We start from the raw sequence: 22649 nt of genomic DNA on the forward strand, positions 1-22649 counted from the left end.
ATTATTCGACTATGGCAACAATCAGATTAACAGTTTTAAGTTCCATTAAGGAACATGATGGCAGGCTTCCCATCTTAGTCTGCATCTCCCAAAAGAAAGAACGTGCCTACATCAAAACAGAGTTTCTGTTAGATGATATTGCGGAATTTGACAACGGTAAAGTCGCTTACCGGAAGGATGCGAATGTCATGAATAAAAGGCTTGAATTTGTGTTTTCACAATATAAAGAGAAATTTAATTCTATTGAATGCATAGACTATTTTTCTGCAATTCAGATAAAACGGATTATAATATCCAAGGAACGCCCTTCACATATTTCGTTTTTAGAGTTCTGGAAACAGCGCATAAATGAAATAAGGGAAGAGGGTAGGGAAAGCTATGCTAAAATGAATGAGGAGACTGTACGGGTGTTTATTAATGCGGAAGGAGATGTACCTATTCCTGCAATTAATACTTTATTGGTAGAGCATTTTAAAAAGTGGATGATAAAGAAAGGTTATGCTAATGGAAACATCGGATTGAGATTAACACATCTGAAAGCCCGGATAAACGAGTTGATAAAAACTGGGGTTCTTAAAACAGACATACACCCATTTGCATACACGAAAATACCAACAGCCGAACCTAAAGAATGCGACCTTCCAATAGAAGAATTTCAGAAAATACAAAGAACGGAAGTTGAAGGAAAACGATTGAATTTAGGTAGGGATATGTTTTTACTCTCTTTCTATTTGTGCGGTATCAATCTGAAAGATTTATTATCAGTCGATTTGTCGGTGGATATACTTTCTTTTGAAAGAATCAAGACTGTTCATGCTAGGACAGGGAAATCAGTCATAACGATACCTATACACAGTGAAGCGAAAGCAATTATCAGTAAGTACATAAATAAAAGGGGATTTTTGGATTTGGGGTATTCTTATACCTATTCTAATTTGCAAAAGTATATCAATCTTTGCATGAGGGAACTAAAGGAGCACTTAGGGATTAAACAGACATTGTGTTTCTATTCTGCTCGTAAAACTTTTGCACAATTCGCCTTTGAACTTGGCATACCTGACGGAGTGATAGATTATTGTCTCGGTCATTCAGACAAAAGTAAAGGAATTATCAGATATTACACACGCGTCAAACAAAAACAAGCTGAGATAGCCATAAACAGGGTGATAGACTATACCAACAATCCTGAAAAATATACTGAATATATAGAGATGAGAGCTGATATCATGATGATGAAAGGGTAGGAGAAAGCAGCTGAATAAATTGCATCGTTGGCTACGGTTGCTCCATCCGAATCTCCTTCCCTTAGGAGGGAGATGTTAATCTTCAATGTTCGCAATCAAATCTTTAAAAATTTTCTGTGAGGAACGAATACCTTCCAGAAAAGTCGCTTCATTTTGCGAATTTGTAAGGGTATTGTCATCGACAAAGGTAACATAGACAAATCCTAATGCTTTCGCTGTTTCCTTTTGAGTATTCAGATCTACAAGACATTCAACCGAAGTCCTGATGAAACAAAGCCCGTCACTCACCTTCATCGCATGGTGAGCTGCTCCACCATATTTTTGATAGTTTTTCTTTATGTCTTCATTAAGTTCAATCAGTAAGGCTATTTTATTCCTTGTGAAATATCGGCATATTACCTCGTTAAGCCCTAGTTCGGTATTCTTGAAAACACGTTCTCTATAACGGGAAAAGAAATGGGTACTGTATGCATCTATCCTTCTAGTCCATACCATTGAATCGGAGTCGGTATGTTTATATGGGGAGCATCCCCATTTCAGAACGAATCGCCTACTATCCACATTTATTACAGAGAAATAATCAAATTTAGGGTTTTCAACAGCTTGTCTATTTGCAGCATAAAAAAATAGAATGTATGAATTGCGCCGACTAGGATTTGTGTATTCAAACAGTTCCCAAGCCGGAAAACGGAGAGTCTTCCGGAATTTTTTCACAGCCTTTGGCATTAATTGCTGGCGTTTATATTCTATCTTGGAACGGTCGGAAGCCAATTCTTCATACATCTCGTAAAATCTCATCGTTGGAACGATCATAATGTAACAAGTTCTAAATGTTTAATTAAATAGGTTTACTTAATATAAATTGGTGCTCTGATTCTTAACCATGCCGATTATGTAATCATGTTTTTTAGCAAATATAGTAAAAACATTAAAATGTATCTAATTATCAATTATCCAGAGGGTTCACTTAAAGAAACATTAATTGAATTTTTGAGTATTATTTTACAGGCAAAATGAACATACTCCCTCCCTAAAGGATAGGGATTTGGATGTGAGCAACCGCAGCCAGTGATGCAGCTTATTCAGTTGCCTTCTCCTTGTTATGATCTATTCCTTTATCATCCATACCTTTCTTCCAAATATTATATGATACATAACGTAAATCTTCAGTGCATTTTTTTATGAGAGAATAATCTGGAATGAAATAATTACAATCAATTGCTTGATGGGATTTACAGTATTTTTCAAGACCAAATTTCTTATATAAACAGCAGTACCATTGATCATAGCTATCCTGTTTGTGGTATTTGCATAAGAAACAGTTTTTTACATTATCGCTGTTCTTATATGTCTTATATGCTATTGTCCAGCCAAAAATAAAAGGGGGTATCCATAGAATCCGATTAGCTTGATAGTCGAAGGTTATCTCAAATATAGAAGAAGGGTGTCTTTGAGTATATATTTTGCAATTCGAACGATTGCTTGGGCAAAAACCATGTCTTGATTCTAGTAACACAAATTTATTGAGTTTTAAGCCCTCTGTTAAAGTTACGCCAACTTTATGTTTGAAGTTATATAATAATGCATTTATATTTTCACGAATTACTCCTTTCTGTATAATTCTATCCAATGCATATTCATGTTTTAATGGAATCTCAATAATCCGTATGCCCGACTCCAATTTTTCCTTTTCACATTCGTGTGACACACAAATCTCTATAAAAATCGGTTCGTGTACATTTTGGGAATCTGCAAGTAATAAATCTGCACGAAATCCTTTATAAGATTTCTCGGGAAATATTAAATCATAATACTGTTTTAAATCCCAAACGGATTCATGGTCTTTTTCACAATAATCGGAAGCCAATCTTTCATCATGATTCCATATACAATTCTCAAATTTTTCGCATCTGTCCTTGTTGTTGATGGAGATATTAAATGGTCTGTCTGAATTAAACCATTCTTCGAATCTTTTTTTTGCCAAAGAGTGTAGGTACGATTCATAGCTACAACTAGAAGTTCGTTTTTTATGTGCAAAATGCTTTACTTTAATACCTCCATCTCTAACAATCATTATATTCTTGCAGTGAGGGCAAAAGTAAATTTCGCCTTTTATAGCGAAATTTATTGTTACAATACTATTGTTTTCATTAAGAGCATATGTATATTTGAGGTTTTCCATAGTCTAACATAATAGGATGATAATTTTTATCAAACTGCCTCTTTTTCTGTTTTTTCTAAAATTATCTCACCCCTAGAGGTAAATTATTCATATTATAAGCAACCTGACATTCAACTATTCTTCTAGATTGTATTGATTTATGTCAGAAATACTTTCTCCAATTATAAAATCTCTATTCTTAATATCAACCAATATGTGAAAATCTCTATTATTTCTTCGAGAGAACTGAACATAATATTTATCTGCTTCTTCACAAAAATAATCTTTAACTTTAGGATTTAACCCGAATAATTTTGCTATATGTTTTGCCGACTTCTTAGCAATCTCAATTTTTTTTTCTTTATCGAATCCTTCATTACTCAGAATTTCATCTAAGGCCTTATAAAAAGATAAAATAAAATCTCTTCTAATCGCTTTATTCTTAAAAGCTTTGACTATTTCATTTTTTATTTGAGATGATTTTATTCCTTGTAGATTTCGAAATTCAAGTTCTGATTCACGCTCATTATCTGCAATGGGAATTAATACTTCAGCTTTACTGAATTTATCCTTATTCATTCTCTTATGGAGATGAACACCCTCCCCCCACTTGAATTCACACCCTCTACAATGATTATCTATCTTTATTACTTGTCCATCTATTAATTGTTTTACTGACATAGTACTAATAATTTAGTTATTTAACTAATATACTTTTTATAAAACTTCAATATTAAGTTCAACATTGGTGCAAATATAAATGAAAATCGTGGGAATCTCACACTGACAGGATAAGGAATATGTTTTTTCTTTAGAGGAAAGATATAAAAAACGACTTTGTATCCGTAGATACTTGCCAAAAGACAAGTATCTACGGATACAAAAATATGCTATTTCCTATTTTTTTACCACATAACCAAATTATAGCTGATTCCGATACCCCAATAGGCACCGTCCGGATAGCTATACCCTGCCTGCAAGCCCAGCCCAAAGCGTTTCTTCTTCGGTATGATAGTATGATAGATATCATTTGTCACATTCTGATACACGGTTTTTGGGAATATCTGCAAGCTGTCCAGTCTCGGACGGTAGCCGGACACCCATGCACGGTAAAGGCTGTCTTCATAGTAAGCCTGTTCACGTTGGACTACCGTATCGCCTATGTGTATGGTATCCTTTAACTGAATGAAGAGCAAGGGAGCCATGGGCGGAGATATGGTTAAAGAGCAAACCTTGATAACCGTCTTTATCTTCGTCTCGGTTCTCACTTCTGCCGGGATATGTTCGTGCGGACGGAATTTCATCCACACGAACACGCCAAGCAGCAGGCAGACTAATATCCAAGGGAGTGACCTCATAGGATATTATCGTTTGAAGTCCATTCAGAACTTGAAAGCAAGTCTTCAAGTTCTTTGCCTTCGTAGATCGGATAAGGATAAAACGGTTCTTGTGGCATTTCTTCATCCTCCTCTAAAGAGAGCGCCACAGCAGACGGAAACAGTTTCTCGTAATTGTCTACCTTCATAATCACTTTAGTGCCATCAATGCTTTTTCTTGGAACCAGGTGTAATTCATCGAGCACCTCTTGCGGTATCTCGTTCAGATTCTCTGAGGGAAATGTAATGTATTTCATATTAATTATTTTGTTTAAATATTGGATTATTAACGTCAATCAAAATATCTTGAGCGAACAAATTTTTGAGCATATTGATACTCAGCATATCAATCGTTTTTGGATAAAACATAACTTTAAAGTACACCATTCGTAGGTAATTTAGCCATGCACCAACACACATCCCATTTGCATCCGGATTACCATTCTTTGTAATAGGAACACCATTTACATTTGTCGGTGTCATAAATCCAATTAATGGCAATTTAACTGCCGGAGGGCTTTTAAGTTGGTTGCCAAAAGACCAATAGCTATTTCTAGAAGTAGGGGCGGCAACACTGTCCAAAGCATATATAAAACTATATCCCCCATTACGTATATCATTGTGTGAGCCTTTTCTAATTACACAACCATCTGAATTTCCAAAGTCATCAGGTAGAAGGCATTTAATTAAAACAGTAAAATCGGTAACAGATGGGATATCACTGTTCGTAAGATAATTATTACTGCCATTAAATAGCAAGCCATTCTGATACTGAGCAACTTGCTCAATAGTAATGTCGCATTCTCCAATCCAACCATTACTCATGATACATATAGCAATTTTAGTTCCTGATTCGTTGGTATTTAACGACCAATCAACTTCATAAATACCATCAGATTCTGCAATTACACTATAAACATTAAAAACATCACTTCCGAATTTAATTCCTTTTCCAGGAGCAACTCCACTTACTTTATACCATGCTTTTTTAATAGGGTTACCACTCCAGAATAAAGCTACTCTTGATTTAACTTGGGTAATTTTAACGCTATTTCCATTATCTAGTGGCTCAAAAGAAGCTCTATCATTAGCATAATCCCAACCACCACTGTATGGTATACTAAATGGTAAAATAAGACTTTGCCCACCATGACCACTTTCTTCACTATAAGCAAAATTATTAGCAGTTAATGCTCTATTAATAATATCAGATACATTTCCTGTTTCTATAACTTTAAGACCTTCAACAGACTTGTCAAAAATCCTATTCCTAGTAATTACAGATTCCCCAAGAATACCATAGTCAATATCTTCATGGGGTTTATTACTCTTACCATAAGCGTCCCAATAATAATCCGGACTTTCCACATAACCACCTTCAATACCTACAATGTCATTCAGTTCCTTGATTTCTTCTTCGGAGCTAATATCATCAAAGGACATGAAGGCGAAGAGAGACAAATTACCGAATCCTTTATATTCAGCTTGTGCACCAATATTTATTACTCCAGTGTTAGATTCAGATACATTCTCGTTAACAACGGTTATATTATGAGTTATATTTGCTAGCGAGTTGCCAATGATATTAGTATTTAATATTCCATCAATGTAAGTCTGACCATTATTTGCAAGAGCATACGCAATGTTATAAGAAGTTGATACTATGGTAAAAGTTTCCTGCCATCCACTTAAAATTGTCCTTTGGTCATATAATGTACATGTTCTAGATGAATTTAATCTATAATTCACCTTCATCAGTACTTGTTTACCACCGTGCCCTTCCAATGTTGGAATAGTAAGGTAATCTTCAACTCCGTCAAGACAGAATGAGCCTTCGTATTCTCCGATTTGCTCGATAATTAAACCTATCCAATCATTAGCACTTGCACCTGTTTTAAAGAATCCAATATCTGTAAGTGCATCAAAACTAAATGCATCCAACTCATTAATACCATTGTGGAGCTGTTGTGGATTGCTAATTGTACCATATTTTAAAGTACCATTATTAGGTATTCCTACAACATTGACTTTAAACTTAGATGCAGATGTTGTATATTGTCTAAGTAACCACATTTCAGTAGATGCATTTATTTCTATTTTGTCATTATCAACCTTAACACCTGAAGATTTTAACCATGTAGTAAAGTCTTCTGAATAGCCATTAGCTCCACTCATTCCCGCATAAGCAGAATTATTAATCTTCAAGTGATTACCATGACCACTAATATCCGGAATATATCCTAGTATCTTATAAGAAGAATTAGGAATACGTAAACGTTGAGGGTCGGCAATACAGTTGGGTTCGTTGGCTTTTAGATAAGTAGGAGCATTAGTTAATTCAAAAACATTAGTTTTACCTATAACATGTTTATTACTGGCACTAAAATAAGCTCCGTTAAAGTTGAAATACCCGTTGAGTTTATATAGCTCAGGAAGTAGATTGTTACCATTAATTCCACCTCTTATTTCAGTACCAACCTTAATCTTATCACCATAAGTGTATTCTTTACCATCAGTATCAATAATAGGAATGATAAAAGGATAAGGCTGAACAATATCCTCGTAATGAATGTATTCGTCTATTTGTATTTCGATTTTCTGAGGTGTCTTATCTAAAGTAACATCAACTTGATACACTCCATTGGCATAATAGCTAGTTTCATCTTCTTTACCATTGTATTTAATTTTAGAAGGTATTTTAAGAGTATTATCGTGTTTAACTCTTATATTCATAGTAGAACCTTTTGGAAAATATTTACCGGATTCATCATTATTAATTTTTTGATTAATCCAGTAATAAACAAGTTCATTATTTATTCTAATTTCTATTACATTATAAGGTAAATTAGATGTTATATAAGGTCTGAATACGATAGAATTACTAGGATATATAGAACCCAACTTATACCTCTTTAATTGACGCTCTAGCAGAAACTCGGAAAGGGTGTAAGGGAAGAGTAATAAACTCCATAGTGCTATATTAGCATATTGAGTATCAATTCCAAATCTACCTATGGTTAAACCATTCCCTGTATTGCCATGTAACCCTTTGTTAATAGCAGTACCATCATAGATATATGTAGATTGATAACTAATCTTTCTGCTCAATTCCATAGGAGATAGAACCGTAGTTGCTCCGAAAGAATAAGGTCTTACAACACTTGTATTATCAGCAAACTCAAATAAAAATGGAGTAGCAGTATCACCCTTTATACTTGAAATCACAGGAACTCCATTACCTTTTAGACTAGGATAAGCTCTATCAACTGCAACAGTATAGTCCTTTAGCCCTAAGTCTCCTACAAACTGACCATAGTCCTCTACTGCATCAAATACTAATGCACCTTCGTAGTCGGGGATTTGTTCTACCGATAAACCAATCCAATCACTAAGTTGTGTAGTATATTGTCTTATTGTAAATCCTCTAGCACTAGTAGCTTCCATTTCGGGTAGTTCATTAATTCCGTTTTCCAATTTAATACTTTCGCTTGCGTATCTTAATTCTCCACCTTCAGGAATCCCTGATACTTTAACTTTATGAGCAGGGGTAATACTATTATACGCATATACTAGCCAATAATTAGAGCTGATTTCTCCTGTAATTTTAAAACCAAATGGAGTAGAACTAACACCTGCTACTTTAACCCAAGTAGAATAATCAGCTTCATATTTACCAACACCACTACCTAACTTCTTAGCAAAATTGTACAACTGCATATCACGACCATTGCCACTAAAGTCTTTCAGGTACCAATCTGCATCCGGAGTATTATTGCTTAGACCTTGTTTCTTTACATCATAGTACACATCAGGCTTAACATGCTTATCCAAGTTATAGTAGGCTATTACCTGATTAATCTCATCAGAAGTCAATACTCTATTGGCAATGAAAGTCCAGTACCAAGCGACTTGACATATTTCTGCTATACCTGAACTATGACTATACCCTTCTACGTTAAATACGCTATCTAAAGGTAATGAAGAACCAATAGTTTTATAATCATTTTTATCTCCTAATATATTATTGATAGTGCCAATATTGCCGCTGTTAGAATAAGTCCAACCATATATTCCAGTCTTATCATTAACTTTAGAATCATTTCTTATAAAAGAACTTCCTACTCTTACATAATTAGTAAATCCAGAACCGCCAGCATGATTAATATCTATTAGATGAATCATACTAACCACAGTAATCTCATTACTGCCATCAAGCATTTCACCAATAGTTTTCTGACTTCGTATTACATCATCAACTCCATCTGTTACTAGTGCGCCTTGGAAAGAGGGGATTTGTTCTATGGTTACACCAATATTTACACCTAGTATGCCAACAAATCCACCTCTAAAACCTATTCCATTTTCAACAGTATTATATGATTTAGGTAATTCTATAATTCCCTTAGAATTAGCTACTGTGATAGGTCCAAAATTTATATGTTTTTCATTACCATCTTCCTCACGATAATAATAATTAATAGTTCCTTCTGTAAAATTTGAAATCTTGACTTTAAAAGATGGAACATCTCTACCAATAGAACTATATTCATATTGACATGAAAAATTGTTAGCTAATGTTTCTATTTTAGTTCCATCAGAAGAAATTTTAATACCGCTATTTGATTTCGCTTTCCATGTAGAAAAGTCTTCTTCATACTTCCCAAATCCACTATTCAGCTTGTAAGCCGCATTGCTAATCACAAACGGATTGTCGGGGTCAACCAGGTTCTTGATGATGGCTCTGTCCGGGTCGTTATTGCTCTTGCCGTCACACTTGACTACCGCAACTAAGGATGCCAATACTTCCGGGGCGATGTAGGGGCGGTCGGAACCGGAAGAAGCCCCAAGAACACCAAGCCTGATAGCATTCAGACGAATAGGATCAATCCCTATTGCGTCAAGCCTTATCGGATTTAATCCTATTGCTTCCATTATTCTTCAGATTCAAAGTATTGAGCCTTGACAGGCTGTTGTGTAGATTCGAGTTTGATATATTGACCTTTCTTAAGACCAATGACAGGGCGGGCGAAAACCTTATCGCACATTCTTTTTTCCACTGACTGGAAGTTTTCGCTATCGTAGCTGATATGAACCCACAATGTGCTTCCCTTTTCAAATTCAAGCTGCAAACCAATGCTTTCCTGATTTACTTGTATAGGGTCGCTTACATATTTATCGTCTACTTGATTGAATGTAATATCTTTTAATGCCATGATTGTCTCTCCTATTGATTAAAGTTTATAATAAATCCCATCCGGCTTCTATGTCAGCCATGACAGCCGGAGCATTGTTCTCTACCTGTGAGATTGCGGCAGCGAAAGCGCACATGGTCGCTTTGTCATTAATATCTGGAACGTATGTGTTCGAGACTTGCATTTCACTACATACACGGCTGATATATCCGGCTGTATTGTTCTCGTTTTCCGGTGCCCACCGCTTGATGAAGTCGGCAATCGTCTGACAGCCGTGTCTTTTACGGTAATTCTGTAAAGTACGGATAAGGGCACGGTAGCCCCATCTCATTTCTTTGAACTGGAAGAACGATTTGTCTTCCTGCTTTTCTCTCAGTCCCTGCCATTTGTCCTTTGTGATACGGATATTGCCAGGGTTATTATTTCTTAGTCCTCTTGGTATACTCATGTTTATTTTCTCCTATACGATTAATGTTAATACTCCAATTTGAATCGCCTGTCCGATAAGACCGCCTATCAGCGTGGCGGCAATATCGAGCCAGTCCCATTTTCCACCGTATGCACGGTCTTTGAACTCCATGCCGGCAGCCAGTCCCGCTACAAACAGGATGGTAAGCAATGCACCTGCCGGGATGGCGTAAAGCAGGTGCTTGGGTCGGTTACTTTCCTTTATCCAATTCATTCTCTATAATTTCTCTCACATCTTCCTTATCAACCTTAAACACCTTTTTGCCAAACACTCCTAATGCCCCGATAAGATTGATATTTATACCTTTTGGCTTCAGTATATTGCCAACTATCGAGCATCCTTCTATGAAGCATACCAATAAACAGGAATACACATCTATCGGATATTCATTGTGGCTTGCTACGCTAATCATACAGACCATACAAACGAATGCGAAGTAAGTCACCATCTTTCCCATAGTGGCACGGATCGCACGCGAGAACCTGACCTTTTCACCCATTAGCATACTTTTCCGCACCCCAAAGGCTAAATCGCAAAGGATTACTGCACATGATGCAATCAGCCAAGGAATCATATGCTGCAAAGACTCATATACAAAGGCTGTAGCAATTGCGGCAAAACCACCAGTGGTTGTATGTACTATTGCTTCTTTCATACGATACAAGTAAGATAAACGGTTAACAATGAAATTACCTCTATCCAAAACATCGGTTTCCTCTTAATGAAGTCGGAGATGAAATTGCCTGTCCAATGCTTTTTCATGGAAATCGCCATGTATGCAATGAATCCAGCCCACATTAACAGCCAGTACCAGGAATTACAGCCCACCCATATCTGGGAGAAGATTAAGGCAATGCAGGAACCGACAATATGTGGTATCTTGTCCTCGACTTTGAAGTTAGGAGATACACCCAATACAATCATACCGATAACCGCGAGGAATATAAGGAACCGGTTGTTCTCCGTGCTTGCTTCAAATGCGGGCGGAAGAAGCAGAAAGCTGGAGCCAATCATGCACAACCCGAACCAAAACTTGTGTGTCAGCGCGTAGTAGGTGGCACTGATTGAATAAGGGATTTTTTTCCCCTTTTTAATCATCGCGTAAACATAACCTGCGATGAGAATGAATGATAATAGTACTAATGTAATCATAGCTTTATCTGTTTTTTGATTAATAAACTCATAATATTATCCTAATTGGTGAACACCAATACGTGAATAATCTGTACCATCAGCAGTTGCAAACCAAATTTCTCCCAGCCTTTCCAGTCCTGTCTGATTCTGTGACACCATAATCGAGACCTCAGTTATACCTTCAACGCCCGATTTCTGTATAACAGTTAACCAGTTGGCGTTGACCGATAAATCCGCATCATATATCCAGTCCTTTAAAGACGCAATATAAGTCGAACGAAGTCCGCCTGCCTTAGGAACATTCGTGAATCCTTCCGTGGATGGTACTATTTCTTTAGAGGCACCTGTGACAGCCTGCTGTATACAACCAAACAGATATCTCTCACCTGTTATTTCATCCACTAATTCCAATGCGACTACCCGAGGTTTATCGGTATTTGCAGGGACTTGAAAATCTACGTAGGTTCTTCCCGCTCCTCCCGTAGTCGGGTTCATTTCAATACTTTCGGCAAAGGATGCAGACCAATCGTTTTCGCTGACAACTTCATACTCTCCACCTGAATATGCATTTCCAAGCAACTCAGAAGGGAATGGCGGTTCAAGTGATATGCCACTAATAGGCGATGCTGCGTTTTGTAATACGTCCAGTTCTACGACATATCCGGTATCGTCCAATTCGAACTCCAAATAGTCACCACGTTCATTACCGGTATTGGCATCAATGTCCAGCGTGAAGGTTGTTTCTCCTGCTGCCCCCGAGCCGTTATCGGGTCTGGCCCATGTCGGGTTATATGAACACGTCCAGTTACCGGTTGCCTTGATTGTCACATCATATGAACCGCCGGAAGACGGGATACCGTGTATTGTATTGGGGGTGATAACCAAAGGGATATTTTCCTGCTCCCAAACCAGAGTACTTCCCAAGTAAGCCTTTTTACACTCCATATTACCGAGCATAATTTTATCGGGGATACGATTTCCTATACGTAATTTTCTTGTATCTGCCATAAGCCTTACTATGTTATAATGTAAAGAGTATGTTCGTCTTTTACGGCAAGCGCATCATACTGTGCTTGTGTCAACGGTGGAGCGATTGTATAACTACTGGTTTTTCTTACCACCTTCCAGATGCTTCCGATTGACGGCCCGTCATCCAAAGTATATGCAATCAAATCTCCTTCGTCATCATAGAACATCAGAGAAGTAGGCATCATATCATCCATTGTGCAGATATTCAAAACGCCAAACCTATTATAGGAATCACTAAGCGCCTCGTTTACAATGACAACGACTTTACCGGATTTGTATTGTTTGATAATATTTGCAACTTCGTCACACTCTTTTTGTGTAATAGCCTTGTTATCTCTTCTATAAATATCACCGAAGTCAAGTTTGGTATTGTCTACCATATAGACAAAGCCCGCTTCTACCTTATCTAACAGACCATCAATATTTGGACCTGAACGTTTGAATGTATAAATGTTTTCTTCAGCCATAATATACTTTATTAAATTATTCTTCCCATGAAAAATATTCTTCTCCGATTTCATTGAAATTAACTACATACCAAGCATAATAACCGTCATTATACTCCATAGACTTGACACGTAGTTCTGTTCCCGTTACATTTATTTTATTATATCTGCTTGATGTAAAAGGACTGAAGTGTCTATAAAGGAAACTTTTGTTATTATAATTCTTCACATAGTACTCAGGAGATGACCTTGTTTCTATCCAACGTCCAAAAATAGACACTTCAATATTCGGAAATAGTGTAGGGTCAGGTAAGATAGCTATTTGCATATATAAACCTACACCACTGCCATAAGTTAACCGAATATTGTATCCTTTGGATAAATCTAAAACAACTCCTTCGGATGATAAAGGATATTTTATGTATGGATAAGCAATATTTGCACGTATTTTCAATAATCCATTCTTGTCCCATTCTATATTATTGGATGCGAGAAATCCACTTCCGTCCTTTTTGAGTGCCCATTTGTCCCCGTTTGATAATAGTTCATCGGCATTTATATTATCAGCTTTAAGGCGTGGTTTGCCATTTTCTCCTATTTCAAAGACAGCAATCTGATTGCCTTCATTGTCATTTATAGTAAAATTATCGGTTGAAACGTCTATTTCGGCACCGTGTATTTTCAAACCTGTTATAGGGTCAAACTGAATAAACGATTTTTTATCCCGTGTGCCTGTATAGCTACGTCCGTACGTTTTTGAATAGAACTGCTGCGTCTCCTGGTCAAATCCTTCTTCCTTTACCGCCTTGCCATCCAGCGAATAAGAATCAATTCCTTGCAACATCTGTATGGTAGGAGCCGTAAGTCCGTAAGCAGATAGAAGTATTGCATTCTGGCGTGCCGGGTCAGTACGATGCCCCAATTGGATTATCTTGTCTCCAACCTGCGGGATATCGCTGCCTTCCGCACAGTCATCTACAGATAAGTCTATATAATTGTCTCCTATAGCAACAACATATCTCCAATAATAGCGGTTAGAGACACCAGTATAAACCCCTTCCTTGATATTGAACTGTCTGCACTGCGCAAGGTCACCGACTACAAACTGGTTAATGATGGCTTTTTCTCCATCATCAGCCGTGAAATAGCAACGATAGACACCATTTTCAACTTTCGGGACAAACAACGCCTTTCCGTCTACATCGTAAAGACAGGCGTTCTCAGAATCATAAGCTGGAACAGCCGAACTGTCTTCAACCTTAGTACATTCAATACTGGCTAGTGTAAGAAGTATCTCACCGCCTACCGACTGAAGTTCCTTGATTGTAAGAGATTCGAAGACCGCTTTCAGGCGGACGTAGATTTCGTCAAACTCTGCATACGAGCGTCCGGTTTTTGGGTCACGTTTGACCAAGAATCCTGTACCAAGCGTACCGCTTATGAAGTTCTGGGATTCAATCTTGTCGGTTATGACACCACCAAGAAGCTTGATAAGATAATCCATTGTTTCTTCTTGTGTCTTATTCAGGAAGGTAGCAAGGGATTTTTGTGATGAGAACACGTTACGGTCAGACGGTAGCGTCTTATCATTTACCCCTATCACATAGATACTTGCCCCACCGCCACCGACTACGGAACCGGAGTAAGTTTGTCCCTTGTAGGTGAGAGAATCAAGTTTACTTTCTATCTCTCCGATACGGGAATATGAAGCAGTTTCACCTACTGTATAGATGGGATGGTCGTAAGGAATATCCAGTGGCCATTCAAAACCGATGATACGGGATTGCCGTCCTTCGGGGAAAAACGCTTTGTTAATCAGGTTGACTTTAGCTCCTACCTCATAGGTACGAATATTGCCATTATTGTAAATGAAATCCGCGTCCATCTCACAATCATAGGTGGATGGGTCTATCATGGATTTCTTTACGTATTCCTTTGCCTTCTTTAATAGTCCCTGCTCTGCGTCCGGTAACATCTGCTCAGAGATGAATGCCGTATCGAAGCCGTAAAGGACATATGTGTCTTCGGGGACCTCTTCACCGTCTTCCATATGTGTGGCTTGTGGGAATAGCACATCATCAGGAAGTGCACGCCCGTAGTCCTCATTTCGGACGATTTCAAAGGTTGTACCGGTGTTATCGCTCTCTTTGAGATTAAGGGCGAAATCCAGTCCGGCAAGCTTTCCGGTTTGGAAAATTAGGTGTAACTCTTCCAGAAGAAAGTCTTTCGTAAAGTTCTTCAGTCCGTTATCCTTGAAGGTATAGATAGGATACTTGTTTCCGGTTGGTTGCTTTGTCTCTTCGTCTATTTCTTCCTTTTCTTCATGTGAGATACTGGATACAGAGCCGATATACTTGGGATATTCATCCTCAAATATAACTATCTCTTCAATTGCCTCCTCTTCCGGCATTTGCACGTTGTCGGGGTTGTCGTAACGTTCATCTCCTATGTCGATACGTTCACCGGTTGGGCTGTATCTATAAGCGTCCACATAAGGAACACCTTCCGGGAGCATAAGACGTTTTTGGACAACACCGTTCAAGGTGAGTTCTTTATCGTCCTTGCTGAAATAGTTGTCGGGAACTTTGCCTTTGATGATGTTGTTAATCGTATATTGGTCACCCAAAGAAGCTGTTACACCTTCGGGTAGTCGGATAACGTTCGAATTGCCCCCTGTGAGTAAATCCGGGTTATAGCCAGCATCAAATGTCCGTCCGGCATTGGAGCCGGAAAGGAACGTTACAGAAGTATTTGCTCCTACATTATCACAATGTAATAAAAGAGTACCATTGTTTTCAACATATATTCCACCATTGTTGGAATATTCCATTTTTATAGAAAGTCGACAGCTTTGAACATCATTTTCTAGAACAAAAGCCATGTCTTTCAGTTTAAGTACCGGCCAACTATCTATAGCTTTCATTACTACCTCGCCCAATTTTATCTCTTCACTTTTATCAAACGAATTATACTCTAATGTGAAAATAGCTTTTATATTAGAATTAGCGTGGGGCGTAGTTTGATAGTAGACATTTATGGAAGCACCGTTGGCTTTGAATGAATAGTTTCCCGCTTTTAAACTATCAGCGACATCTACAGTATATTTTCTTGGATATTCTGGGTAATACATATCCGTATGCTTTATGCTAACATTAATATCCGCTCCTTTTATTTGAGAACTGATGGGAAAGTACTCATTCTTTAAGATTCTTTCCGTATCGGATATATCCCGTCCTTTGACCTTTTTCACGTCAAATATCAAACTCTTCCGGTAGCTGGCAGGGATGTTACGGGTGGAACCGAAAGCGTAGACGCGGGTCGCATATGTGGTCTGGCTGTCGCTTCTTTGCATGGCATTGACATTCACGTTCTCCGTGTCCGTTAAATCGCCAGCTTTGAAGTCTACTGGGGAGCTGTATTCACAACGCCCGAAATGAATAGTCTTGTTCTCTATCCACCATTCACACTCCCAAGTCTCCGCCATCTGTGTGAGTGCGTCTATTAGGTTCACATTGTCGTAAGAAACGAGCTTGGAAGTGTTTTCTACTGTACTGTCAATCTCGTATGTAAACTCTTCTTCTCTGAACTTGTATCCGAGTGCTTTCAGGTTGTCAAGAAAGACTTTCAAGTGTGTGTCAATGGTGGCGGTAAGATTCCATCCTGCTTCACGTCCGGTTGTCTCCGGTGTGTAAAAGAACTTTTTATTCTTCCATTTCCAGTAGTAGGCATCAAGGCGGAGTTCGTAGTCATATGCACCTGTAGTCGTATTGTAGGTGGGCTTATACAGGTCTACTAACTCGAACATGCCGAGTTCGTTGTCTATATAGTCACCCAGTTTGAAATACACCGGTTCAACAGAAGAGAACCTCAGTGTGATATAGTCCTCCTTCATCAATAGAAAGTGTCTTTTCGAACCCTCATTGATTGGTGTCGAGAAGCGGAGATTGCCGGATATGTCTTTGATGTCTACTGATTCCATGACACCAAAGTTCGGAGATAAAAAAAAGAGTGCCCAATTTTGAGCACTCGCATATACAACAATTACCCTATTGTTGGAATTTAGGTTCTTAAACTAGGGTTTGGTTCACAAAACTTCATTGAGCATTTACCAAAGGTTCTGTCTAAACTTTGTGCATAGGTAATACTTTTACCTAAATAAATCAAGTGATAGATATCATTGTTGATAGCCGGAATCTGAATATCAATTACACCTTTGTATAGTTCTTCAAAAAAGGCTATTTTCTTTGTCTGATAATCAGATTGGGAATTGCCCTCTATGGTGAAAGCTAAAGTGATTTCTCTCTCATCCAATTTGGGGGTGGTGGCTATTATCCGTTTTCCATGTTCCAAACGAGATTTATTTTCAATGAATTCTTTCATAGGAACTGATGCTCCAAGCGAATTAAGAAAATTATCTCCCATTCTGACTCCCCATACTTGAAAAGCATCTCTGCCATTTATTAATAAATCTGCCATAACTAACTATTTTGTTGATAATCCTTTGGTATTGTTTTTAACTTCTGAAATATCCTTCTGTATTTGTTGGATTGGTTTTATTATTGCTCCGGTATTCTCGGAGATTTGAACCAGTTCGAGATATGAACTTGCTATCAAATCACGTGTGTCATCAGCAATATTTCTCGTTTCCGTATTTATGGAAATAAGTGTATCCGTTTTCATCGTTAGAATATTTAATGATTGGGATTGAGTTACACTTTGATTCTTTATCTCTTCTCCAGCTATTTGCAAAGCTGTGAAACGTCCGTTAAGTTCGTCTATTGAATCTTGCGAAGCAGCGGCAAAACCTTTCTTTGAAGCTTCTTGGGAAGAGGAAGAAGAGCTCCCTGTGTATCCGGTAATTTCCGAAATTTTATCCCTTTCATTCATTGCTTTTTGAACCATCGAATCGTAATCTTTCCTTGCATCTTCTATCTGCTGTTTGGTTAGTTTTCCACCTTGTTCCTTCATCAACTCTGCAATTCCATTGTACCATTCTTTCAATTCATCATCAAACAACTCTCCCATAGAGAAATTGAGTAAAGCACGCTGCATATATTCTGAAAAATCCTCTGAAAAGCTTTTAGCATCTTTGTCCATATCCATCAAGGAATCCAAGAAACTATCGCGCAGACTATCAAAAGAAACCTGCATGAGTGATTCGTTTATCTTCTCGGTAAGTTCATCCAATTTGCCGGCTTGGTCGGCATATGCCTCCAATTTCTCCAAGACACGACCGCCATATCCACCCTTTCCTTCATTTTTGATTTGTTCGTATATGTCAGCATTGCTAAGTAACATTTTCATTTGTTCAGGGCTTAACCCCCATAAGGAACCGGTACCGGAGAAAGTCTTATCCACATTTTCACGAGCCCAACGGAGTTGTTCGTCAGTCCATTCCATATAATGTTGCCAGCTCTTATGGGAACCATGATACCTTGCTTGTTCACGTGCAATGTTAAGAGTATTACCAATCTGTTCTTTTTGATATTTATACGCCTGCTCATATGCTGATATGGATTTAGAGCCTGCCGCCTTGTCCATTACTTCAGTAAGCCTATCAATGGACTTTCCTAAGATTTCATTTCGGTCTGTTAGCTTATCAATAGCTTCCTGTACTTCTTTGGCATTACTACCGCTAATCTTATTCATTAGAGAATCCCAACCACCAAAGGAGATTGAATTTAATATATTACCTACACCATCTCGTATGGATTTACCTAGTGTCACAAATAAGTCCCCTGACAAAACATCACTTAGAATTCCGCTAACAGCGTTGAATACGGCATCAAGTAATCCTCCGACAACATCGCTTAATCCATCTTTGAATACATCAATGATAGCTACTATCCAACCAATAATAGGAACATCTTTTAAGTTCTTTGTTACTTCGCCAATAGCCCCTTTCATAGCTGAACCGGCTTGTAACAACCCCTGATAAGCACTACTTATTCCACCGGATGCAAGTTTAGACAACCCCTCAACAACATTGTTCATATTGGTTCTGAGATTTGTAGCAGTATTAGTTAAATTCTGCTGACTTTCGTTGGCAATATCCGTCTGCGTCCGGACGTTTGCAGATGCTGTGTCTGCATTTTGTTGCGCAATGTCAAGTGCATCTTTGGCGGCTCGTTTTTCTTCTTCTGTACCATTCTTTAAAGCCTTTTCATAATCTTCCTGCGCTTTAATAAGTTTATCTTGGGCTGTTTTTTCATCTTCAATAGCGATAAGACGGTCTTGTTCAGCCATTTGGTATGTTTTTATGTCCTGACCAAGTTTCTTGAAATTCAAACCACCGGCTCCACCCAAGGATTTTTCCATTTGGTTTATGGCATCAATCAGTGCTTTTTGGCTTGCTTGGTCGGAGTTTTTGAACTTGTCGGTACGGACATATTTTTTTGCTTCTTCCAAAGCGGGTTTCACCATATCATTAAACATTCCGCCAAACTCACCAAATACAGTAACCCAATCAATGTTTGCCTTTATTGCTTCTGTCTCCTTGTTTTGTATGGCAACATCCCGTTGTTTCTCTAGTAATTTAACTTGGGCACTATTTACCCCGCTCTCTTCTTGTACTTTTTTTATCTTTTCTGCATATTCTTGGGCTATCGCAAGCTTCTGTTGTTGGAATGTACCATATTCTTTCAGATAATCATTTAAAGCCTGCTGTTCAGCTTTAAGTTGCTCTTTAGTTACATCGGCAATATCTTTTTCCTTTCTATTTTCAGCATTAGTATAACGGGTTGAAATCTCATTAGCTTGTTCTTGTGTCAGTTTACCACCTTGCCTTTCACTCAAATCTTTTTCTTGCTTTTTGATAGCATCAAGTTCTTTTTGATAATCTAGGTCAATCTGTTTCAGCTTTTTCTCTGTGTTTTCCTTCATAAGGTCTACTTCTGCCTGTTGGTTTTGGCGACGGAGAGACAGAAGTTCTTCGGATGTCTTTTGTTGTTCTTTTTTTTGCTTTTTAGCAGCTTTTTCTTGTTTAGATAAAGCATTGCCAGTGATTCCTCCTAAGTTTTTGTATGCTTTTTCGGCAGTTTCTTCCCGTTTCTTAGCTTCTTCATATTGCTTTGAGGTAAACTTAGATTTGTCCTTCTCTATTTCAGATAGTTTCTTTTTGGCATCTTCCCAGTCCTTCTTAGCTTTTTCGTAATCTTTTTTGTAGGTGGTAGAAGGTTTCTTTTCTGCCAATGCACTATTTATTGAAGAAACAATGCCCTCCAAGTCTCCACCTTTTACCATCATTCCATTTATGGCAAAACCGTTGCGTTTGGAAACTGATGATTGAGCAAGTTTCAATTCTGCTTCAAGTTTTTCTTTGGAATAGTTTTTAAGGTTAGCTTTGTAAGAAGCTATGTTATCTTCTAATACATCTTTCTGATACTTTTTCAAAAGCTCAGAATTTTTCTCCATCTGCTCACGCACCTGTACATAGGACTGTTTGCCGGAAAACATTTTCCATATCTCCCTGTCAGCATCAGACATATTTTTTCGTAAATCAGGATTGTCAAACAATTGCAAATATCTCTGTTGGTTGGTAACTGTTTGCTTTAGAGCGTTATAATTTTCTTTTTTACTTTGAACGGAACGTCTTGAATCTTCCTCGTTTATTTGTTGCTTTAGCTTTAAAATACCTTCTAACTTCAGTTTATCAGTATCGTATTTTTCAAAAATTTTCGGGTATTCTTTACGTAGTTCTTCTAAAGATTTTTGCCGGGTAAGAGTGGCCAAACTCTCATCCCGTGCCGCTATTAGAAGTTCTTCTATTTTCTGTTTGTGTTCTTGCTCCCTCTTTGAAGCAGCTTCTTTTATATCATTGTATTCCTTTTGTGCACGTGCGGCAGCGGTTGTACTATCAGACATCGTCCACATTGCTACACTCAACCCAACAACTACCGTAGCTAATGCCACATAAGGATTAGTTAGCATTGCTGCATTTAAGGCTAATTGTGCTTTTCGTGCTAATACACGGGCGTTGGTAAGTCCTATTTCCACGAGAGTGTGTTTACTTTCTGCAGCGGTAACCAACATTACAGCAGTACGGTAAGTTCCATAAGTAGCAATCAATCCAACCAACACTTTACCCACTGTCTCATAATTCTCAATCAGTGAAGTTGTTATCCGAATGCCATTTATGATTGTTCCTTCCGATTTCTGCCCCAACTCATTAAAGACAGTATCCATCGTATCCTGCATCATAGAAAGTTGTCCATTAATAGTTTTTGAAGCATTCTCGGACATCTGATAGAACTTACCACCTGCCGAAGTTGCATCTATGAATGCCTGCTGAACCATTTCAGTCGAAATAGCTCCCTTAGACATTTCATCTTTAAGTGTGGCAATGGATTTTCCAGTCTTGTCCGCTATGATTTGCAGTGGGTTGAATCCGGCATTAATCATCTGATTCAAATCCTGTCCCATTAACTTACCTGCAGCAGACATCTGTGAAAAAGCAAGTGTAAGGGAATTGAATCTTTGTGTATTCCCCATAGATACATCACCGATAGCGGAAAGAAAACGTGGTACTTTCTCGGCTTCGATATTGAAACCTAACATCATTTGTGCTGCTTGGGTGACATCGGAGAACTCTAGTGGAGAAACCTTAGCATATTCGCGAACTTGCGCCATTAGTGTATCGGCTCTCTGTTTGTTTCCTAATAGGGTTTGAATAGCTGTGTCAGCAGCTTGAAACTCTCCACGAATACGAATTATTTCAGAGCCTAATGCTTTCAGCACACCAACACCACCAATAACCGCCAACGCCTTCTTCCAAGAAATTGCAATGCCATTGTTTTTTTCTACAACTTCTTTGGCATTATCGTTGTAAAGGGTGTATTCATCACGGAGTTTTTTCACAGAAAGACGCGCTTCGGCTTGTTGTTGAGTAAGATTGAACAATACATCTTTTTCTTCTGCAATGATATTCTTCATTCGATGTATAGAATCAAGCGCACCTTGATTCTTACCGCCATTCATAGTTATTTTCCGGTACTTTTCCTGTAAAGCCCTTAAATCTTGTTCAAAGCCTTTAATAGTATTCTTTTGAGAAATAATCTTCTCTGTGAATCCGTTAACAGACTGAGAGGCATCAAAGATTTTCTTCTTAAATCCCATTTCCATTTCGGCGCCGGCTTTAGCAGCATTAGTCACCAACTCATCTAATTTTTGATTAGATGCAGCAAGCTGAGTATTTAGAGCCTTGAAAGCTGCAGGGGACTGAGTAGCGTCTATGTTCTTCAACTCGTTCTTTAGTTTTACAATTTCTTCACGGAGTTTGATAACCTTATCAAAATCTGCACCGACACGAAAGTAAAGCTTTGCCATTTTATTATAGGTTTTAATTATTTACTATTCGAATTTAGGGTATATCCAAATGTTATTAGAATTTTCTTTTGTCGAATTTGCAACAATAAACATAAGATTGGATATTTCTTGTTGTTCTTGGTAATTTTGCGACATATACAAGATTTACAGGTACTTTTTATCTGCGAAAAATCTGTAATCGGTCAGTTGTGAAAAAATAGTAATAAAAGTAGAAACTGGTACTTTATTGGGCTATTTACAAGACTACAAAAGCACGATAATGGAAGAATTGTAG

17 protein-coding genes are annotated in these 22649 nt (G+C 37.9%); 1 reads left to right on the forward strand and 16 read right to left on the reverse strand.

The features are described from left to right. Positions 1-11: 11 nt before the first annotated feature. Entirely contained in the window at positions 12-1244 is a 1233-nt protein-coding gene (locus tag ACGHVY_RS04990; RefSeq protein WP_390597546.1) for a tyrosine-type recombinase/integrase, read from the forward strand. A 75-nt stretch (positions 1245-1319) separates the two neighbouring features. On the opposite strand, the gene ACGHVY_RS04995 is transcribed toward ACGHVY_RS04990, so the two are convergent. The 16 genes from ACGHVY_RS04995 to ACGHVY_RS05070 form a co-directional block, all read right to left on the reverse strand. After that, positions 1320-2042 carry a hypothetical protein gene (locus ACGHVY_RS04995; RefSeq protein WP_390597548.1) on the reverse strand — a complete coding sequence of 241 codons (723 nt, stop codon included), beginning with the start codon at positions 2040-2042 and terminating at the stop codon, positions 1320-1322. 280 nt (positions 2043-2322) lie between these two features. Beyond that, positions 2323-3426, reverse strand: coding sequence for a competence protein CoiA family protein (locus tag ACGHVY_RS05000; RefSeq protein ID WP_390597550.1), 1104 nt, complete (start codon positions 3424-3426; stop codon positions 2323-2325). Positions 3427-3540: 114 nt separating this feature from the next. Further along, a complete protein-coding gene (locus ACGHVY_RS05005; protein WP_390597552.1) occupies positions 3541-4086 on the reverse strand; it encodes a hypothetical protein in 546 nt (181 codons plus the stop codon). 224 nt (positions 4087-4310) lie between these two features. Next, a complete protein-coding gene (locus ACGHVY_RS05010; protein WP_390597553.1) occupies positions 4311-4763 on the reverse strand; it encodes a DUF6808 domain-containing protein in 453 nt (150 codons plus the stop codon). Continuing rightward, positions 4760-5038, reverse strand: a complete 279-nt coding sequence (locus ACGHVY_RS05015; RefSeq protein WP_390597555.1) for a hypothetical protein — start codon at positions 5036-5038, stop codon at positions 4760-4762. Before ACGHVY_RS05015 ends, ACGHVY_RS05010 begins: the two co-directional genes overlap by 4 nt. Before the next feature lies 1 nt (position 5039). Then, on the reverse strand, positions 5040-9713 hold the full coding sequence (locus ACGHVY_RS05020; RefSeq protein WP_390597557.1) for a hypothetical protein: 4674 nt from the start codon (positions 9711-9713) through the stop codon (positions 5040-5042). Further along, complete coding sequence (locus ACGHVY_RS05025; protein WP_390597558.1) at positions 9713-9994, reverse strand: hypothetical protein; 282 nt, start codon at positions 9992-9994, stop codon at positions 9713-9715. Before ACGHVY_RS05025 ends, ACGHVY_RS05020 begins: the two co-directional genes overlap by 1 nt. A gap of 25 nt (positions 9995-10019) precedes the next feature. Continuing rightward, positions 10020-10421 (reverse strand): structural protein P5, encoded by a 402-nt coding sequence (locus tag ACGHVY_RS05030; RefSeq protein ID WP_390597560.1) that lies wholly within the window; start codon positions 10419-10421, stop codon positions 10020-10022. Between the two features lie 12 nt (positions 10422-10433). Continuing rightward, positions 10434-10655, reverse strand: a complete 222-nt coding sequence (locus ACGHVY_RS05035) for a hypothetical protein (RefSeq protein ID WP_390597562.1) — start codon at positions 10653-10655, stop codon at positions 10434-10436. Beyond that, the gene (locus ACGHVY_RS05040) at positions 10633-11097 is read right to left on the reverse strand and encodes a phage holin family protein (protein ID WP_390597564.1); all 465 of its coding nucleotides are present in this window, start codon (positions 11095-11097) and stop codon (positions 10633-10635) included. Before ACGHVY_RS05040 ends, ACGHVY_RS05035 begins: the two co-directional genes overlap by 23 nt. Further along, positions 11094-11594 carry a glycosyl transferase gene (locus tag ACGHVY_RS05045; protein WP_390597566.1) on the reverse strand — a complete coding sequence of 167 codons (501 nt, stop codon included), beginning with the start codon at positions 11592-11594 and terminating at the stop codon, positions 11094-11096. The genes ACGHVY_RS05040 and ACGHVY_RS05045 overlap by 4 nt, the downstream gene beginning before the upstream one ends. 36 nt (positions 11595-11630) lie before the next feature. Continuing rightward, on the reverse strand, positions 11631-12584 hold the full coding sequence (locus ACGHVY_RS05050; RefSeq protein WP_390597568.1) for a BACON domain-containing protein: 954 nt from the start codon (positions 12582-12584) through the stop codon (positions 11631-11633). 8 nt (positions 12585-12592) lie between these two features. Further along, entirely contained in the window at positions 12593-13072 is a 480-nt protein-coding gene (locus tag ACGHVY_RS05055; RefSeq protein ID WP_390597569.1) for a hypothetical protein, read from the reverse strand. 16 nt (positions 13073-13088) lie between these two features. After that, positions 13089-17030 carry a hypothetical protein gene (locus ACGHVY_RS05060; protein WP_390597571.1) on the reverse strand — a complete coding sequence of 1314 codons (3942 nt, stop codon included), beginning with the start codon at positions 17028-17030 and terminating at the stop codon, positions 13089-13091. 80 nt (positions 17031-17110) lie between these two features. After that, on the reverse strand, positions 17111-17527 hold the full coding sequence (locus tag ACGHVY_RS05065) for a hypothetical protein (protein ID WP_336617131.1): 417 nt from the start codon (positions 17525-17527) through the stop codon (positions 17111-17113). A 6-nt stretch (positions 17528-17533) separates the two neighbouring features. Next, the gene (locus tag ACGHVY_RS05070) at positions 17534-22375 is read right to left on the reverse strand and encodes a tape measure protein (RefSeq protein ID WP_390597573.1); all 4842 of its coding nucleotides are present in this window, start codon (positions 22373-22375) and stop codon (positions 17534-17536) included. Positions 22376-22649: the final 274 nt, after the last annotated feature.

The sequence above is a fragment of the Bacteroides sp. f07 genome (genome assembly GCF_042854785.1).
GTDB lineage: Bacteria > Bacteroidota > Bacteroidia > Bacteroidales > Bacteroidaceae > Bacteroides.

Excerpts from the sequence above, each read along its gene's own strand:
- ACGHVY_RS05040 (WP_390597564.1), bottom strand. The coding sequence starts at position 11,097 with ATGAAAGAAGCAATAGTACATACAACCACTGGTGGTTTTGCCGCAATT.
- ACGHVY_RS04995 (WP_390597548.1), bottom strand. The coding sequence starts at position 2,042 with ATGAGATTTTACGAGATGTATGAAGAATTGGCTTCCGACCGTTCCAAG.
- ACGHVY_RS05010 (WP_390597553.1), bottom strand. The coding sequence starts at position 4,763 with ATGAGGTCACTCCCTTGGATATTAGTCTGCCTGCTGCTTGGCGTGTTC.
- ACGHVY_RS05055 (WP_390597569.1), bottom strand. The coding sequence starts at position 13,072 with ATGGCTGAAGAAAACATTTATACATTCAAACGTTCAGGTCCAAATATT.
- ACGHVY_RS05030 (WP_390597560.1), bottom strand. The coding sequence starts at position 10,421 with ATGAGTATACCAAGAGGACTAAGAAATAATAACCCTGGCAATATCCGT.
- ACGHVY_RS05015 (WP_390597555.1), bottom strand. The coding sequence starts at position 5,038 with ATGAAATACATTACATTTCCCTCAGAGAATCTGAACGAGATACCGCAA.
- ACGHVY_RS05035 (WP_390597562.1), bottom strand. The coding sequence starts at position 10,655 with ATGAATTGGATAAAGGAAAGTAACCGACCCAAGCACCTGCTTTACGCC.
- ACGHVY_RS05065 (WP_336617131.1), bottom strand. The coding sequence starts at position 17,527 with ATGGCAGATTTATTAATAAATGGCAGAGATGCTTTTCAAGTATGGGGA.
- ACGHVY_RS04990 (WP_390597546.1), top strand. The coding sequence starts at position 12 with ATGGCAACAATCAGATTAACAGTTTTAAGTTCCATTAAGGAACATGAT.
- ACGHVY_RS05025 (WP_390597558.1), bottom strand. The coding sequence starts at position 9,994 with ATGGCATTAAAAGATATTACATTCAATCAAGTAGACGATAAATATGTA.
- ACGHVY_RS05050 (WP_390597568.1), bottom strand. The coding sequence starts at position 12,584 with ATGGCAGATACAAGAAAATTACGTATAGGAAATCGTATCCCCGATAAA.
- ACGHVY_RS05000 (WP_390597550.1), bottom strand. The coding sequence starts at position 3,426 with ATGGAAAACCTCAAATATACATATGCTCTTAATGAAAACAATAGTATT.
- ACGHVY_RS05045 (WP_390597566.1), bottom strand. The coding sequence starts at position 11,594 with ATGATTACATTAGTACTATTATCATTCATTCTCATCGCAGGTTATGTT.
- ACGHVY_RS05070 (WP_390597573.1), bottom strand. The coding sequence starts at position 22,375 with ATGGCAAAGCTTTACTTTCGTGTCGGTGCAGATTTTGATAAGGTTATC.
- ACGHVY_RS05020 (WP_390597557.1), bottom strand. The coding sequence starts at position 9,713 with ATGGAAGCAATAGGATTAAATCCGATAAGGCTTGACGCAATAGGGATT.
- ACGHVY_RS05060 (WP_390597571.1), bottom strand. The coding sequence starts at position 17,030 with ATGGAATCAGTAGACATCAAAGACATATCCGGCAATCTCCGCTTCTCG.
- ACGHVY_RS05005 (WP_390597552.1), bottom strand. The coding sequence starts at position 4,086 with ATGTCAGTAAAACAATTAATAGATGGACAAGTAATAAAGATAGATAAT.